This is a genomic window from Legionella quateirensis (assembly GCF_001467955.1).
GTDB lineage: Bacteria > Pseudomonadota > Gammaproteobacteria > Legionellales > Legionellaceae > Legionella > Legionella quateirensis.
In genome coordinates, this window is the sequence record NZ_LNYR01000043.1 from 1 (window position 1) to 16,954 (window position 16,954).

Here is a 16,954-nt window from a genome sequence, read left to right on the forward strand (position 1 = left end):
TTATAATAGTACAACTTCTTAAAATAAATCTCTTGAGAGCAATTTTTGCGTCAGGGCGCAAGTTCCGGAGCAGTAGGCCTTATAGAAGAATTATCAATAAGATCTTAACAGTTGGTTTATACGTTAGATGTAAATGGAAAAAATATGAATGTATTAAATACTAGTATAATGAGTTTCTATCATCCCACTAAAGTTGTTTTTCTTGATGATAATCAAGCTTTTCTAGATGCTGTTGCTTTAGAGTTGTACGAACAAGAAAATCTACTCATGTTTACGAACCCAGATAGCGCGATGGAGCAATGCAAAAATAGTAACGAAAGCATATTTCAATTCACAGCAATGGAAAAAGAGAATAATAACTTAGATCTAAATGGCAACTCTATAACAACAACATTCAACATGGTTAATATGATTTATGAACCTTCACGTTTTAATAATGTTGCTGTATTAGTTGTTGATTATTCAATGCCCAATATTAATGGTATTGAATTTTGTAAACAACTACGTGATAGAAACATATATAAGATACTACTAACAGCCGAAGCTGATAGTGATATTGCAATCAACGCGTTTAATGATGGGATTATAGATAAATTTATATTAAAGACACATGCTAATTTATTTGAACAATTGAAAATCTATATTAATGAGTTAACAAATAAATATTTTATTAATTTTTCACGTGATTCTCTTAATTATGGTGGTGGATCATTAAAATCCTTATTAAATAATGATTCATTCAAAGATTTGTTTAATAAAATTATTAAACAAAATAACGCAATTGAATACTATCTTATTGATCGATTGGGTAGTTTTTTGTTTTTGACAAGAGATGGTAAACCAACGTGGTTGCTCATATCAGATCAAGATAAAATTAACAGTCAAGTTGATTTATTAAAAGATTATTCTTTTCCAGATGAACTGATCAAAAAAATAAAAGAAAAAGAAAATATATTGTTCTTGTTTTCAGAAAATGAATATAAAGAAGACCTGGTTGAATGGAAAAAATATATTTTTGAGTCCCAAAAATTAGATGATAATTACAATTTTAGTATCGTAGTAGGAAATTTAACCAACTCAATTCATTGGGACAAGGTGGTTTCATATCAATGAACTTCTACCATTTATCAAAATTATCGTGAAATATAATTTCAATCTTAGATATCTCTTTTTGAAGGGATAACATTGCGTTTTTAAATAAATCGGCTTGAGCAACACTAAGGGAGTTATCATTTTCTAAGATTTTATTAACAAAATTAGATGCTGATTTTGATATGCTTTTAATAACTACGAATGAATTCGTAACATCGTGAATTAGCTTATTTTTTTCTTCTAAATTCATAGGAATTTCTTCTTTAAAAAGGTGGCGACTTCCCAACAATAGACTTTAACCAAGGCATATTTTCAAACCGCTTCGGAGAATGTCCTGTAGCTAGATGAATTTCCGTGAAACCAAGATCAAAAAGCTTTTTAGCTTCAATTTCCCCTTTGATATTGTTATCAAGATCTGAGTCAATATAAATTATTGTATCACTGGTATAATCATTAATTACACTCATGAATTCATCCATGGAGGAATAAAGCGCGATTTGTGTACCCGCATCACTTGCGGCAAAGGCCCAAGTGGTTCGCATCATTTCATCGTCATCAATAAAAACGAAGGGTGCGTTACTTAAAAGCTGATGGCAGAGGTTAATCTTAATATAAGGAACATATGGTTTTGGTATAATTTGAACATCAAGTTTTTTGCATCGATTGCGTACAGTCAAGTCTTCGAAACAACTGGTTACTAGAAAAGCTTTGGTTTTTAATTCAAGATCAGCAATAACGTCCAATCCGTTTTTATTATCTGCAAGTAACTCATAGTCAATTAGATACATATCAGGTTTTAATTCTTCTATTTTTTTTAATGTCAAATCAGATGCATTATAGAAGTGTACTATCCTAAAGTCAGAAAAACCTATAAATTTTTCATTCCATGCATCATGGATTGATGGATCATCATCCAATACAATAATTACCGATTGATTTTTAATAAATAATGCTTCACAGAACCAAACAGGGGGATTAGAGCGAGGTAAAAAAATTGTAACTTTTGTACCTATACCAACTTCTGAATGAAGTTCTATTTTTCCATTAAGCAATCCTATGTATTTTTTAGAATAGGATAAACCAAAACCAGCACCATTTTTTTTATTAAAGCTAAATCCTTGCTCAGTTACTTGGGGTAGAATTTCTGAAGGAATCCCACATCCGTTATCTTCAATAGTAATTTCAACCTGGTTATTATCACATCGGAGGGAAATAATCACGAACCCACTACAATCAATAGCTTCAATACTGTTATTTATAAGGTTTGATAATACTCGTTTAAAAGAAACTAGATTAATATTAGAAAAACTACTATAGCAACATGGTGATACTTTTAATTGGATGTCAATTTTTGAGTTATGATATTCATACCGTTTTTCAGAAACGATATTGTCTAAAACAACAAATATTAATTCAGGTAATATATTTCTATCTAAATCGTTACTTCCCAACTCAGAAGAATTATGTTTTGACTGTGATAGTATATTATTCGCAATATCATTAATTCTCTTAGCTGCACTTCTAATCATAATACGCTTATTTTCTGAAATTGAAGTCACATCAGATAAAGCTGTATTAATTGCCGCTAATGGTGACCGGATGTCATGAGCAACTTGCTCAGCAATCTTTTTTCTTGCATCATAGTAAGCCTTTTCCTTTTGTAAGCTTAATGTTTGGCTATGTTCCTCAATAAATTTAGTTGCTATTTGTCTATACTCATCAATATCTACTTTCGAAAATTCAGTGGCATTATTATTTTGATGTGAAGAAATAAAATCAAGTAAATATCCTGTGCTATTTGCAATGGTCTTTCTCATAGATAAGAATAGAAATAAAAAATTAAAAAGAAATATTCCAATAACCGTTATTAAAATCAATAAAAGACCATGAGAAGCAGGTATTAAAAAAATCGAGTTATATTGCTTTTTTGATATCACATATCCAAGTATTTGGTCATCTTTTTTAATTGCAGTTATACCGGAAAACTGACCATTATCCGCTTTGCAAATTGTATGGATATTGCCACTAATTGACTGACAAGATCCAAGATTCTCCAATGGTTTTTGAGCGGAGACAAACTTTATTGAGTCTAATTTACGTTCATTTTCTAAGTTGTACAATGCCAAATCTAATGCGTGTTTATTATTCAGCAACTGATATCTTCCGATTTCATCCGTAGTAAATGAGTCATTTATAATTAAATTTTTCGATAATGATCCTATCTGACTATTATCAAAATACTCTTTTGCCAGTAGCAAAATCAATCCAAAAACAAAAAACTGAATAAATGCTGAGTATGCCATTTTTTTTATAAATATAGTTTTTATTGACTGGCTTTTATTTTTCATATTTATATCCATCTTTATTGACAGACAAAATTATATAATTTGTCGAACGATGGAATTTACCATTATTGATATATGCCCCGGTGATCCCGTTATAATTAATCTGAGATATACTATGTGTATCAATAAAACCTACCACCTTAAATGCTTTTAAAATCATTCGCATCGCATCGTATGTATATGCAGCTAATATTGTAGGTTGTTCATGATATTTTTTAGTATAAATACTTTCAAATGCCCGCAAAGCAGGGCTTGGTTTTATGAAATCTAAGTTGCGAATAAAATACGATTGGATCAATTTATTATTAAGCCGCATAAAAAAAGTTGGACTTACTGATGACCCAAAGTTCTCTGTCCCGATAAATATTGTATTTTGATTATTCATAGCATCGGCAATCTTTGCTGATGCGATTGCACCCGACAATAGAAAAACATAGTTATATTTCTTTTTATTTAAAAATGTATGTAACTTATTTAAAATTTCTTTATCATTTTCTAAAAAATCGAATGTGTCATATTTAATATATTCTTTATTTAAGACATCAGAATATACCTCTTTATATTTTAACATTTCATCACGATTAATCTCTGTAACTAATAATACGTCATCTATTTTATTAAATCTGTTCCGTAAATAATTTAACATTTCTTTGGCTTGGGAATCATAGCTTGGCATAAATATAAATACATTATTAGGCAATTTATCTACTTCAGTAGTGCTGGCATACGAGGTAAATATTGGTATCTTATTGTTTTTCTGTTCTTTAATTGCCAATAAAAGATCGGAAAGATATTCAAATCCAATAATTGCTGAACAGCCCTCACTTACCATTTTTTTATACGCATGCATTGGCTCTAGAGGCCTATTATTGTAAAAATAATTTTTAATCTCGACTTTACCAAATTTTTCACCTTGGTCTAAAGCAAGATTCGCAGCATTTTCAAATGATTGGCCATAGGATTTTAAGTTTTCAACAACTCTCCCTGTTAAGCATATTTTAATTTGATTATTAGCCATGACAGCAGGGCATACTGATAAAAAAAATATTAAGACAATAATTTTAAGAATGTTTGAGAAATTCATTTAAAATCTCACTAAAATGATTATTTTCTTCTATGTGTGGATAGTGAGCAGATTTATAGAAAGTTAAAATATTTTTATTTTTTGACAACGCTGCTTCATGTCCGTTCATAACAAAATCATGAAAACCATTTATCCATAATTTAGAGATACCAAGCGTATCAATATCAACTGGAAAATTTAATTCACTTGAATAAAGATCTTTTCTTACACTAATGAACGTTTCTGTATCTGTGGGAAGTCGAATGCGCTTTTGAATTTCCTGAACCATATGAAAACACTCTAAATTTGCCCAGTACAAGTATGGCCTATCTTCGTTTTCTTGAAATAGAGGTGTTAATTGTTCTGATACTTCCCATATTTTATTAAGATCAAGATCATTTATTACATTGAATAATTTATTATATTCAACCAAATTACTCTTTTTTAAATAGGATAGATCAAGCATCAAGTTATTTAGTCGAGGAGTAAGTATAGAATTGGCTGTAGAGACAAAAACACCTGGGATAAATGATGAGAATTTTTTATAGTAATCAAAAAGTAATTTTGCACCATAACTATGTCCAATTAAAGCTTGCGTTTCAATTTCACAAAATTCTGTTATATATAAAATTATTCTTTGTAAATCCTCTATATTATCCTGATGCGAAACGACCATAGATGTTTTCTTAGATTTACCGCAGTTTCGTTGATCATATAATATGATATTATAGTTTAGCGAACTAAATAATTTATTATTATCAATAAGATATTCTAGAGTTCCGCAATTAAACCCAGGACCTCCATGAATAAGAAGAACATAAGGCATACTTAAATTTTTGGTGAATTTAACTATATAAAAATCTGGATGATTTAAAATGTCTTTATTATATTGTTCCATCAAGAGTCGCTCTCTAAAAAAACTCTACGTATCCAAATGATGGGGGCTGCAATTCTTACAGATATGTTCTTAATTTCTTTTTTTACAAGACTTGGATTTTGATTGAGACAAACTAAATTAAATAAGTTTTGGTCGTTACCTGGCTTCAGAATTCTGATGTATATATCATTGTTATCATCAATAACAATGCATTCTTTTCCAATAGCATTTTCAATTTTATTGTATATTATTCCTGCAACATAATTGCCTGGGTATAAAAGGGGGGTCATTCCATCATCTTTAACAATAGCATTAACAGAATTATGGAGTTCGCTAAATAACAGTAATTCTTTAGCGATATGATTTTCATCGGTCTCTTGTATATCTAAATCTTTTGTTAAATGAATAGCCTCTCGCCCAATGCCATGCATGAGCCATGAGTCTGAGCAATACACATTGAGTTGTTTAGCACGTTTAGCGATTTTTTCAGCCCCCTGCTGAGTTAATCCCCCTCCCCAGCCCAATTCCCATCCTTTGATTGCTGCAGAAGTAATATCGCTATCTTGACAGAATTCATTCCTAGTAAGAGATAAAAGATGGTCACGAACAAATCTTATTCTTTTTCCTCGTGATTCTGCACTAGATGGGTTATCGAGTAACGAGTTTTTCATATTATAAAAATAACTAAGTTGGTTGTTTTATAAATAACATAGTATACCAATGGAGTTAAAAAATCATCGTTAAAACTACCTTAAAACAATTATAGATTTTATATCTCACAAATTAATGGATAATTTGATCATATCAAAAAAACCATAATGGTTAAATTTTCATTGACTTTTTAACCATTAATAGATAATATTTTATTCTATAGTACGGGGAAAGGGAATTTGATGTGAATTATTTTGAACCATATCAACAAGCACGAATAAATATTGAGAATAGATTTAAAGGGTTATTACACGCACACACAACTTTAATAAAGTCTCTTATAACGCTAGCAAATCCGCTAACAGGAATAGTTACTGGTATTACTTACCGTGACATTGCCGATTTGTTAACTATCAGCAAAGCTCCTGGAAGAACTGAGTCAGGAACTCCTCAAAAAGAAACAATTCGAAGTTATTTGCGATCCATTGAAAAACAATGTCCCGAAGATTTTCAAGTTATTAGTGAGGGCCAAAAACTACAATTTCAGTTCCCAAAATTACCAGAGATTTATGCTGGTTTTCTTGAGAAATCAGAAGAGTACACAGAGCGCAGGGATGAACAATCCATATCTAAGACCCTTGAAAATTCTAAGAAAAATGATGAATTAAAATCGCTTGAGAACACACAGGAATACACGGAGCTGTACACAGAGCTGTACACAGATGACTCCGCTGTAAAGAATAATAATATATTTAATATAACTAACTCAAACAAACAAACTCAAACTGCGAGCAATGATTTTTCTTGCAGCAAAAAACAAATTAGCGACGACTTTTACCCCAACACAAAAACCATTGAACTGGCTTTGTCCATGGGACTCACCAAGGTGACGGATTTCACGGAAATTCAGGCGTTCATCAAACACAACAAAAAACTAAACACCCAATGGGCTGATTTTAATCCAGTATTCATTACCTGGCTGGAACGAGATGCCCAATACATGCAAAAACAACAACAAAAGGCACAAGGACAATTAAGGAGTAATCACAATGAGCGTGGTACCAATCAAAGCAGTCTTAACCCAACAGCACTTGAACGAGTCAGCCAGCAGCATGGCATTTCAATCGAATCACTCTGGGGCACCTCAGGCAGTGAACTCAACTCCTGTGCATTTATCGAAGGAACACTTGTCCAGCCTATGGATGAAACTGACAGCAATCTACGGACAGCTTTTTATTAGTAAGCATGGGGTTAAGGATACGGGCGTTTGGTTTGCTGCACTTAAAGATTTAACACCTCGTGCATTAGACAGTGGCGTGGAGCAATTAATGACATTGAGTAAAGGCGATAAGTTTTGTGAGTTTCCACCAAATTGCCTGCAATTTCGCGCGTTATGCCTTGGTTTTTATAGTGAGTTGCGTATGCCGAAGCCCGCTGAGGCTCATAGAGAAGTTTTAAATCGTGCCTACACTACCAACCCACAATGGAGTCATATAGTTGTTAAATATACTGCCAAAAAATTGGGTTATAAATTTTTAGAAATAATAAATGAAGGGGAGTCCTTTGCCGTGTTTAAGGAAGCCTATGAGCAAGTTTGCCACTTAGTGCGCCAAGGGCATAGTGTTCCTGAAATTAAAGAAGGGGTAATGCTTCCTAAACCTCAATCAAAAGACGTTGCAACAAAACACTTAAACTTAATGCGCCAACGACTAGGAATTGCATCATGAGACAGATACCAAAATTAAAGCTCTTTTCAAAAGAAGAACTCTATTGCCTTCTAAGCGCCTGCTCTGAATCGTTAACCTTGGCGTATCAAGAAAGTAATGACACTGATTTTTGGCACATTGCAATCCAGGCAAGGCTTGCCTGTGAAGCCTTGGGCTTTGAAATTAATTCACAGAAGAAAACACACCAAATCCATTAAAAAACTTAAGGAAAAACCATGCTCATTTTAACGCGCAGAATAGGTGAAACAGTAGTAGTAGGTGATGACGTATTTATTACGATACTCGGAATTAAAGGCAATCAAATTCGCTTAGGCTTTGATGCCCCTGACCATATTTCAATTCATCGCCAAGAAATCTATCTAAAGGTTCAGAAAGAAAAAACAATGCGCCTTGATTCGGAGGATACTGTAAATGGCAATGGCGTGCCAATAACACCATTAAAACGAACAGAGTCTAATCAATACACTGCTCATTAAGTGATGTAGCTCTAAATGAAGTGCAAATAACCCTTTGCACTAATTAAGCAAAATTAAATCAAAAATCGGATGTTTATCATCTGATGGGGATTTTTTGACTTTAAAAAAGGAATGAGGACATGAATGAAGGGGTTCAAAGATGAACAATGATGAAGAACAGTCAACGGTTAAAACCCGTGCTAAAGAAAAATTGCGCCGCGATTTGGGGCCTGTCATTGAGAATGCTCTAGCCGATCCCAAAACAGTGGAAATCATGCTCAATGCGGATGGACGTCTTTGGCAGGAACGGCTGGGCGAAAAAATGCGCTGCATTGGAACCATGTCAGCAAGTCGCGCTGAATCGGTTATTAAAACCATTGCGGGTTTTCACGGTAAGGAAATTACCCGTTTCAAACCAACCCTAGAAGGGGAGTTGCCACTGGATGGCTCACGCTTTGCAGGCCAGCTTCCTCCTGTTGTTCATGCGCCAACCTTTGCCATTCGTAAAAAAGCTCTATCCATCTTTTCGCTGGATGAATACGTTTTGTCTGGCGTGATGTCAAAAGAGCACTGTGAGGCTATTAAAAAAGCCATTGCAACCCATCGAAACATCCTTGTTATTGGTGGCACAGGCTCCGGTAAAACAACTCTGGTCAACGCCATCATCAATGAAATGGTTTTATTCGATCCAACTGAGCGGGTTTTTATTATCGAAGACACCGGTGAAATTCAATGTGCCGCTGAAAACTGCGTGCAATACCACACAACCCTTGAAGTCACCATGACCATGCTGCTTAAAACAACCTTAAGAATGCGCCCGGACCGAATTTTAGTAGGAGAAGTTCGAGGCGCTGAAGCCCTGGATTTACTGGATGCCTGGAATACCGGGCATGAAGGAGGGGCGGCCACTCTTCACGCCAATAACCCTGCCGCAGGTTTGACGCGCTTAAAATCACTCATTACGCGTAATCCTTCCGCACCTGCAGACATTGAACCGCTCATAGGCGAGGCAGTTCATTTGGTAGTCCATATCGCCCGAACTCAGGATGGTCGTCGCGTGCAAGAACTCTTAGAAGTTTCAGGCTTTAGCGACGGCCACTACATTACCCGAACTTTATAAGGAGAATTATTTAATGAATAAACACGCTCTGTTTTTAAAACCCCAAGTATTCATTGCCTTAGGCTTAATGATGTTGCTCTTACTAGGAACCGAGCCTTCTTTTGCATCAAGCACCAGTGGAGGAGGGTTGCCTTTTGATAGTTGGCTTACAAAAATCAGTAATTCCATTACAGGACCTTTTGCCTTCTCCGTTTCTATTATAGGTCTTGTTGCCGCAGGTGCTGCGTTAATTTTTGGTGGCGATATGAATGGCTTTATGCGCTCGTTGATTTTTATCGTGTTGGTCCTTGCTTTCATCATTGCTGCAAAAAACACCCTCTCAGCCATTACAGGAAAAGGGGCGCAAATTGGTTCACATTCGGTTCACAGTATAAGGGTTGCATCATGAGCCTGCGTTCCATTCCCATTCGACGTGCTGGAAATCGTCACAATCTGTTTATGGGTGGCGACCGAGAACTGGTGATGTTCTCGGGCCTACTGGCCGCAATCCTCGTATTTGCTACCCAAGACTGGATTGCGTTGTTTGTGGGTATTGGGCTGTGGTTTTTATCCCTCTGGATGTTAAGACTTATGGCCAAAGCCGACCCACAACTGCGATTTGTTTATTTACGCCAGCGTCGCTATCAACCTTATTACCCAGCACGTTCCACTCCATTTCGGGTGAATACTGGGTCCCAGGAGAGGCAATATAAATGATTGAATTTATCCTAGTGTTTATTTCGGTATTGAGTATTGCGCTTATTTGGATTTTATTTGCAACAGTTCGCAAATCCTCTACTGAACTTCGTCTTAAAAAACATCAGCAAAAAGAGGCGGGGCTTTCTGATTTACTCAATTACGCAGCCTTAGTTGATGATGGGGTCATTGTCGGAAAAAACGGGGCATTCATGGCCGCTTGGCTCTACCGTGGTGAGGACAATGCGAGTGCCACCCATCATCAAAGAGAACTGGTTTCTTTTCGCATCAATCAGGCTCTCAGCGCTCTTGGCAGTGGTTGGATGGTTCATGTGGATGCAGTACGCCGGGCAGCACCTGGCTACAATGAAGGAACCCAATCTCATTTCCCTGATGCACTATCCGCAGCTGTTGATGAAGAGCGACGTCGCCATTTTGAGCGTTTAGGGACGCTTTATGAAGGGTTTTTTATCCTTACCGTGACCTGGTTTCCGCCAAAGCTTGCGCAACGTCAATTTGTGGAGTTGATGTTTGATGACGATGCTGAGAAACCCAACCGCCATGCTCAAACCACCCAACTCATCGAGTCGTTTAAACGAGAGTGCCATAACATAGAATCACGTTTGTTTGGTGCAGTGTCTTTAACCCGATTGGGTAGCGAAAAAGTTCTGCAAGAAGACGGCAGTGAAGTGATGCACGACAATTTCCTGCGTTGGATTCAATTTTGTGTCACAGGCCTTAATCACCCAGTTCTTCTGCCTGGTAACCCAATGTATCTTGATGCGGTGATTGGTGGGCAAGAGCTATGGACCGGTGTCATTCCAAAGATAGGGCGACAATTTATTCAATGCGTTGCCATTGAAGGTTTTCCTTTGGAGTCTCATCCTGGAATTTTAACCACTCTTGCGGAGTTATCGATTGAGTACCGTTGGTCATCACGCTTTATTTTTATGGATAACCATGAAGCCGTTGCACACCTTGAGAAGTATCGAAAGAAATGGATGCAAAAAATACGGGGCTTTTTCGATCAGGTATTTAATACGAATAGGGGGGTCATTGATACAGACGCTATGGACATGGTACAGGATGCTTCAGATGCCATAGCTGAAACCAACAGCGGCATGGTGGCTCAGGGTTATTATACCAGTGTAGTCGTGTTGATGAGTGAGGACAGAGCAAGCCTTGAGCGCGCCGCACGTCACATTGAAAAAGCGATCAACGCATTAGGATTTAGCGCCCGCACTGAAACGATTAATACCATGGATGCCTTCATGGGGACGTTGCCAGGGCATGGCGTTGAAAACGTCCGAAGACCTTTGTTAAACACTATGAATTTGGCTGATTTACTTCCGACCAGTACCATTTGGACCGGTCAAAATGAAGCACCAAGCCCTTTATTTCCTCCAAGCTCACCCGCTCTTATGCATGGAGTAACCAGTGGTAACTCTCCATTTCGCCTCAATTTGCATGTCCGTGATTTGGGTCATTCCATCATGTTTGGACCAACCCGTTCAGGTAAATCAACACATTTAGGTCTCATTGCTTTGCAATGGCGCCGTTATTTAGGTTCTCGCATCTATGCATTTGATAAGGGAATGTCAATGTTTCCTGCATGCCTTGGTGCTGGCGGAAATCACTATACGATTGCTGCAAAAAATGAGCGCCTGGCTTTTGCACCGTTACAGTTTTTAGAAACTAAAGCAGATAGAGCCTGGGCTATGGAGTGGATTAATACCATTTTGGCATTAAACGGAGTAACGACAACGCCTGCTCAACGCAATGAAATCGGCTATGCCATCATGAACATGCATCAAAGCCACTCCAAAACCCTATCGGAGTTTTGTCTTACGATTCAAGATGAAATCATTCGAGAAGCACTAAAGCAATACACCATTGATGGATTAATGGGGCATTTGTTGGATGCGGAAACCGATGGTCTTGGTCTTTCTGATTTTATGACCTTTGAGATTGAGGAGTTGATGAATTTAGGCGAAAAATTTGCGCTTCCTGTATTACTTTATTTGTTTCGTCGTATTGAACAGTCTCTGGATGGTCGTCCGACGCTCATTATTCTTGATGAGGCGTGGCTCATGTTAGCTCACCCGGTATTTCGCAATAAAATCGCCGAATGGCTCGACAGCATGGCCAAGAAAAACTGTTGTGTCCTGATGGCCACCCAACATCTGTCCCATGCGGTCAACTCAGGAATTCTTGAAGTGATTGTGGAATCCACCGCATCCAAAATATTTCTACCTAATCCTAATGCACGTGCTCAAGAATCTGCTGCAACCTATGCCCAGATGGGACTTAACCCAACTCAAATTGACATTATTGCCAGTGCTGTTCCTAAACGAGATTACTACTACGTCAGTGAAAAAGGCCGTCGTTTATACAGTCTGGCACTGGGACCACTGGCACTTTCTTTTGTTGGGGCCACCGATAAGGAGTCCATAGCCATGATTCAACAATTAGAAAAAACACACAAGGCCAATTGGGTGCATGAATGGCTACGCACCAAAGGATTGGCTCTTAACGATTATGGGGTTACTGCATGAATATGCTCAAAAAAATAAGCTTTAATGGATTCAACAAACAGTCTAAAAACTTAATGCAATCGAATGATAATCCCTACTTAAATGCCAGGCGAACCTGGAATGGGCATGTAGCAGGAGTGATGTCTGCCCTTCAAGTATGGCAGGTGGTAGGCATTACTTCACTCATGATTAGCCTTGCATCCGTGGGTGGCATGATTTACATCGGCAACCAATCAAAATTCATTCCTTTAGTGTTTCAACAAGATTCTTCGGGCAATACCGTTTCAATCACCCGTGCTGACCGCATACCTGATGCAAAAACCGATGATTACCGCACCACCGTAGCTCAGTTTATTGAACACATTCGCCTGGTCACTGCAGATGCGGATTTACAACGAAAAGCGGTGTTGCAAACGTATGCTTTTTTAAATGCACAAGACCCTGCAACGTTAAAAGCCAATGAATACTTAAACGCCAACAAAGAGGTGAATCCTTTTAATCGTGCAGCCAATGAAACCGTCAGTATTGAGATCCGCTCTGTATTACAGCAATCAAAAGAATCATGGCAAGTGGATTGGTTAGAAACAGTAAGAAGCCGTGATGGCTCACAAAAGACAAAACCTACTTTAATGCGGGCAATCGTCTCTATTTATCAAAACGAACCCACCAGCCAAACCACGGACATTGAGGCGCTGCGTAACCCGCATTTTCTCTATATTCGTGATTTTAACTGGTCTAAACAAATTTAACTTAAGGTGATCTCATGAAGAAACAACTGCTTTTTGCATTAATGTGTGTCCCTGTTGTGGCACTTGCTGGCGCTTCCGAGGATATAGCCGATCGCTATTTTTCTAAAAAAGTGGTTCAGCTCACCCCACAGGAACAATCAGCCCTTTCCATTGGTAAAAAATGGCAAACTGGAATGGCGACTAGCAAACCAGTTACGGCTCGAGATGGGTCCATTGCTTTTGTTTATGGCTCAGGCCAGACCCAAATCTTATGTGCCGTACTGCAAGTCTGTGACGTAGCTCTACAGCCTGGTGAGCAGGTGAATAACCTCAATGTAGGCGATCCACGCTTTCTTGTGGAGCCTGCAATCACCGGAATTGGTCCTGCCCAACGATTGCATTTGCTGATTAAAGCGCTTGATGTGGGTCTTGATACGTCTTTAGTAGTCACCACCGACAGAAGAACCTATCACTTACGTCTTCGCTCTTCTCGCAAACAATTTATGCCTTATGTGTCCTTTATTTACCCGGAAGATGCCCAAGCCAAATGGGATGCCATTCGGGTGAAAGAAACCATTGAGCGTCATAACAACACGATACCCCTTACCGGCGAATACCTAGGTAATTTGAATTTTAACTATTGCATCACAGGTAACACCCGCTGGAAACCCACTCGGGTATTTAATGATGGGGTCAAAACCATCATTGAAATGCCTCAAGCGATGCAACAAACACAAGCGCCCACCTTGCTGGTTTTGCGCCATGGGGGATTATTTAAAAAAGCTGAAACGGTGATGGTTAATTATCGGGTACAAAACAATCGGTTTATTGTAGACACCGTTTTTGATAAAGCCATTTTGATTGCCGGTGTTGGCCGAAACCAAGAAAAAATCACTATCACCAGGAGAAAATAATGAGACTCAAACTACCCTTTATCCTGCTGCTTACTTTTAATCTTTTAGGATGTGCCACAGTCCAACAAGGGAGCTTTACACCAACTCCAGTGACCCTAAATAAAGCAATAACCAAAGATTGCATCAATCGTCTGGTAGCTCTTTATCCTCCGGCTCGAACCCGGTTTCAGTTCAAACAGTCCGTTAAAGACTCTTTTGGTGTGTCGCTTATTGAAGGCTTACGACAAAAAGGCTACAGCATCAATGAATCATCAAGTCATGGAGCAAGCTCTCAAGGATCACAAAATGTGGCTTTGTACTACGTAGTCGATGAGCCCATCAAAGGAACCTTATATCGAGTCACCCTCATAGTGGGGCAACAGTCTCTTAGCCGCGCTTATAAAATTAAAAACGGCACATTGACCCCTTTAGGGTTTTGGGTTCGAAAGGAGTAAACACCATGAAAAAAAATGATGATCTGATGTTACCTAATGCATCCCCTGGAACTTTAAACCAAAACGGGGTACGTCGAGTCAATAATCTTCCTCTAATCCTTGTTATCGCAGCTTTTGCGCTGTTTGTACTCATCATTGCCTTCGTCGCCATGAAGCGCGCCAATCAACAACACCCAACAAAGCAAGATCCCATTCCTGTAGAGCGCCATATGGATTCTTCATTAATGGCAGCTGAGATTGTAGCAGGGCGTGCAGGAGGCATTATTATGCCCGCCAAACCGATTGAGAAGGTGAATACCAGCCTGGCACTGCCTGTGGCCTTAGTCGATAATCCAGATAACCCACCCGTTATCCGTAATAAACCTCCTATTTTACGTCCAAAAACGATACGTTCTGGTGAGCTGACCTCACCCGATCTCGATCGCATCAAGATGGCAAAGATGGAACAATTTGAGGATGCGGTAAAAGCAAAAATGAGCATCCCACTTCCCGATCAACTGAGCACTGCATCAACGTTCAAAACGCAACATGCAGGGGATGATGCCCAGTCAAAACTGGCAGCCCTTAAACGTCAAATGGAACTTCTTAATTCAGGAGATCCTACTGCTTCATATCAAGCACGATTACAGCAAATACGCGCTGCTATGGGAGGCCATGAGGGGGATGCGGGGATGCATCTGATTCAAAACCCATCGCAAAATTCAGGCGATCTTTCCGACCGATGGGAGCTTCACTCTACAGTGGAGGCACCGAGTACACCTTTTGTTTTGAGAGCAGGGGCTGTGATTCCCGGAATAATGATTAGTGGTGTCAAACCTGATTTACCGGGGCAAATCATTGGTCAAGTCTCGCAAAATGTCTATGACACTGCCACTGGTAAATACTTATTGTTCCCGCAAGGAACACGCCTCATAGGGATGTATTCAAATGAAGTGTCCTATGGGCAAAGCTCCGTGTTGATTGCCTGGCAGCGCTTGATTTTTCCTGATGGCAAAGCATTAGATATAGGTTCCATGCCGGGTGGCGATAGCGCAGGTTATGCAGGATTTCATGACCAGGTAAATAACCATTACGTGCGTTTGTTTGGCTCGGCTTTACTCATGTCAGGTGTTGTTGCTGGCATCACCTACAGCCAAAACCCAACACAGACGGGGGCATTTGGCCAACCCGCTCAACCCACTGCAGGCTCTGTGATGAGTGCCGCATTAGGCCAGGAATTAGGGCAGGTTACATCCCAAATGATCGCGAAAAACTTAAATATAGCGCCAAGCCTTAAGATTCGTCCAGGCTATGAATTTAATGTCATCGTGGTCAAAGACATGACCTTCACCAAACCTTATCAATCATTTGATTATTAGCATTAAGGAGATAGCACCATGTTGATTCAAAAAATACTCTCTTTAACGGTTAGGACATCAGTTACCGCGATCATCCTGGTTCAAGCGGTCTATGCGAATTTACCAGTCATTGATTTTACTAATTTACTTGAAAGCGTGACTCAGACATCACAACAACTTCAACAATATAAAACGCAATTAAGCCAATATGAAAACATGTTAGAAAATACTAAAAATCTGGATAAATTCACCTGGGATGAAGCCACCAACACCATGGATAACCTAGTCAACTCCATAGATACGCTGAACTATTACAAACAGCAAGCAGGCGGCATGAATGAATATTTATCCCGATACCAGGACGAGAACCATTACCGAAACATGCCTTGTTTTAATGGAGGACAATGCAGTGAAGCAGAGCTTAATGCGTTACTGCAACAAGAAGCAAATGCCTCAGAAGCTCAAAAACGAGCCAATGACGCCATGTTACGGGGCTTAGAACTTCAAGAAGTAGCCATGAAATCTGATGCACGTCAATTGACTCGTTTACAAGAACAAGCACAAGGTGCCCCAGGGCAAATGGCAGCCCTTCAAGCGGCAAACCAATTGGCGAGCGCTGAAACCAACCAACTACTGCAAATTAGAGGATTAATGGTGGCAGCACAAAATGCAGAAGCGACACGCCTTGCGGCCATCGCAGATAAAGAAGCGATGCAGGCTGCAGGAGATGAGCGCTTCCGCCAAGGGAGTTTTATAAAAAGTTCAGGAAAAACCTGGTAATTCACTGACATTCAAAAGGAGCACAAACATGAATCAATCACACTTAATGGCGTTGTTACTGGTAGGACTACTCACAAGCTGCGACCAACCACCAAAACCTGCAACCGAACTAACGTGCAAGGACTCTCCAACAGGGTGTTCTAAAGCCGAGCAAACCCTAATAGCAGATGCGTGTTTTCGCCAGGGGAGTTTTAAAAAAAGTTCTGGGATGGAGTGGTAAGA

The 16,954-nt window shown here is 38.8% G+C and carries 20 protein-coding genes; 15 read left to right on the forward strand and 5 right to left on the reverse strand.

Annotated features, from left to right (window positions below; all coding sequences use genetic code 11):
• The first annotated feature begins 144 nt into the window (after nt 1-144).
• The gene (locus tag Lqua_RS14720) at nt 145-1,113 is read left to right on the forward strand and encodes a response regulator (RefSeq protein ID WP_058475046.1); all 969 of its coding nucleotides are present in this window, start codon (nt 145-147) and stop codon (nt 1,111-1,113) included.
• 4 nt (nt 1,114-1,117) lie between these two features.
• On the opposite strand, the gene Lqua_RS14725 is transcribed toward Lqua_RS14720, so the two are convergent.
• The 5 genes from Lqua_RS14725 to Lqua_RS14745 are packed head-to-tail and all read right to left on the reverse strand — an operon-like array spanning nt 1,118 to nt 6,048.
• Complete coding sequence (locus Lqua_RS14725) at nt 1,118-1,342, reverse strand: hypothetical protein (RefSeq protein ID WP_058475047.1); 225 nt, start codon at nt 1,340-1,342, stop codon at nt 1,118-1,120.
• Nucleotides 1,343-1,355: 13 nt separating this feature from the next.
• A complete protein-coding gene (locus Lqua_RS14730; RefSeq protein WP_058475048.1) occupies nt 1,356-3,440 on the reverse strand; it encodes a hybrid sensor histidine kinase/response regulator in 2,085 nt (694 codons plus the stop codon).
• Complete coding sequence (locus Lqua_RS14735; protein WP_058475049.1) at nt 3,430-4,521, reverse strand: type 1 periplasmic-binding domain-containing protein; 1,092 nt, start codon at nt 4,519-4,521, stop codon at nt 3,430-3,432. Before Lqua_RS14735 ends, Lqua_RS14730 begins: the two co-directional genes overlap by 11 nt.
• Nucleotides 4,499-5,398, reverse strand: a complete 900-nt coding sequence (locus Lqua_RS14740) for an alpha/beta fold hydrolase (RefSeq protein ID WP_058475050.1) — start codon at nt 5,396-5,398, stop codon at nt 4,499-4,501. Before Lqua_RS14740 ends, Lqua_RS14735 begins: the two co-directional genes overlap by 23 nt.
• Entirely contained in the window at nt 5,398-6,048 is a 651-nt protein-coding gene (locus tag Lqua_RS14745) for a hypothetical protein (RefSeq protein WP_058475051.1), read from the reverse strand. The genes Lqua_RS14740 and Lqua_RS14745 overlap by 1 nt, the downstream gene beginning before the upstream one ends.
• Nucleotides 6,049-6,272: 224 nt before the next feature.
• Between Lqua_RS14745 and Lqua_RS14750 the strand changes: the two genes are divergently transcribed.
• The 14 genes from Lqua_RS14750 (at nt 6,273) to trbK (ending at nt 16,952) form a co-directional block, all read left to right on the forward strand.
• Nucleotides 6,273-7,268 carry a hypothetical protein gene (locus tag Lqua_RS14750; protein WP_058475052.1) on the forward strand — a complete coding sequence of 332 codons (996 nt, stop codon included), beginning with the start codon at nt 6,273-6,275 and terminating at the stop codon, nt 7,266-7,268.
• Entirely contained in the window at nt 7,231-7,755 is a 525-nt protein-coding gene (locus Lqua_RS14755; protein WP_058475053.1) for a hypothetical protein, read from the forward strand. The genes Lqua_RS14750 and Lqua_RS14755 overlap by 38 nt, the downstream gene beginning before the upstream one ends.
• Nucleotides 7,752-7,952: a hypothetical protein gene (locus tag Lqua_RS14760; RefSeq protein WP_058475054.1), complete on the forward strand. Its 201-nt coding sequence runs from the start codon at nt 7,752-7,754 to the stop codon at nt 7,950-7,952. Before Lqua_RS14755 ends, Lqua_RS14760 begins: the two co-directional genes overlap by 4 nt.
• Nucleotides 7,953-7,970: 18 nt before the next feature.
• Nucleotides 7,971-8,231 (forward strand): carbon storage regulator CsrA, encoded by a 261-nt coding sequence (gene csrA / locus Lqua_RS14765; protein ID WP_058475055.1) that lies wholly within the window; start codon nt 7,971-7,973, stop codon nt 8,229-8,231.
• A 139-nt stretch (nt 8,232-8,370) separates the two neighbouring features.
• Nucleotides 8,371-9,330, forward strand: coding sequence for a P-type conjugative transfer ATPase TrbB (trbB, locus tag Lqua_RS14770; protein ID WP_058475056.1), 960 nt, complete (start codon nt 8,371-8,373; stop codon nt 9,328-9,330).
• 13 nt (nt 9,331-9,343) lie between these two features.
• Complete coding sequence (locus Lqua_RS14775) at nt 9,344-9,718, forward strand: TrbC/VirB2 family protein (protein WP_058475057.1); 375 nt, start codon at nt 9,344-9,346, stop codon at nt 9,716-9,718.
• Nucleotides 9,715-10,026, forward strand: a complete 312-nt coding sequence (locus Lqua_RS14780) for a conjugal transfer protein TrbD (protein ID WP_058475058.1) — start codon at nt 9,715-9,717, stop codon at nt 10,024-10,026. Before Lqua_RS14775 ends, Lqua_RS14780 begins: the two co-directional genes overlap by 4 nt.
• The gene (locus Lqua_RS14785; RefSeq protein WP_058475059.1) at nt 10,023-12,560 is read left to right on the forward strand and encodes a VirB4 family type IV secretion/conjugal transfer ATPase; all 2,538 of its coding nucleotides are present in this window, start codon (nt 10,023-10,025) and stop codon (nt 12,558-12,560) included. The genes Lqua_RS14780 and Lqua_RS14785 overlap by 4 nt, the downstream gene beginning before the upstream one ends.
• Nucleotides 12,557-13,288, forward strand: coding sequence for a VirB8/TrbF family protein (locus Lqua_RS14790; protein WP_083501358.1), 732 nt, complete (start codon nt 12,557-12,559; stop codon nt 13,286-13,288). The genes Lqua_RS14785 and Lqua_RS14790 overlap by 4 nt, the downstream gene beginning before the upstream one ends.
• A gap of 14 nt (nt 13,289-13,302) precedes the next feature.
• Nucleotides 13,303-14,181 (forward strand): P-type conjugative transfer protein TrbG, encoded by an 879-nt coding sequence (gene trbG / locus Lqua_RS14795; protein WP_058475060.1) that lies wholly within the window; start codon nt 13,303-13,305, stop codon nt 14,179-14,181.
• Nucleotides 14,181-14,615, forward strand: coding sequence for a hypothetical protein (locus Lqua_RS14800; protein WP_058475061.1), 435 nt, complete (start codon nt 14,181-14,183; stop codon nt 14,613-14,615). Before trbG ends, Lqua_RS14800 begins: the two co-directional genes overlap by 1 nt.
• A gap of 5 nt (nt 14,616-14,620) precedes the next feature.
• Nucleotides 14,621-15,973: a TrbI/VirB10 family protein gene (locus Lqua_RS14805; protein ID WP_058475062.1), complete on the forward strand. Its 1,353-nt coding sequence runs from the start codon at nt 14,621-14,623 to the stop codon at nt 15,971-15,973.
• Between the two features lie 18 nt (nt 15,974-15,991).
• A complete protein-coding gene (gene trbJ / locus Lqua_RS14810; protein ID WP_083501359.1) occupies nt 15,992-16,732 on the forward strand; it encodes a P-type conjugative transfer protein TrbJ in 741 nt (246 codons plus the stop codon).
• A gap of 28 nt (nt 16,733-16,760) precedes the next feature.
• The gene (gene trbK / locus Lqua_RS14815; protein WP_058475063.1) at nt 16,761-16,952 is read left to right on the forward strand and encodes an entry exclusion lipoprotein TrbK; all 192 of its coding nucleotides are present in this window, start codon (nt 16,761-16,763) and stop codon (nt 16,950-16,952) included.
• Nucleotides 16,953-16,954: the final 2 nt, after the last annotated feature.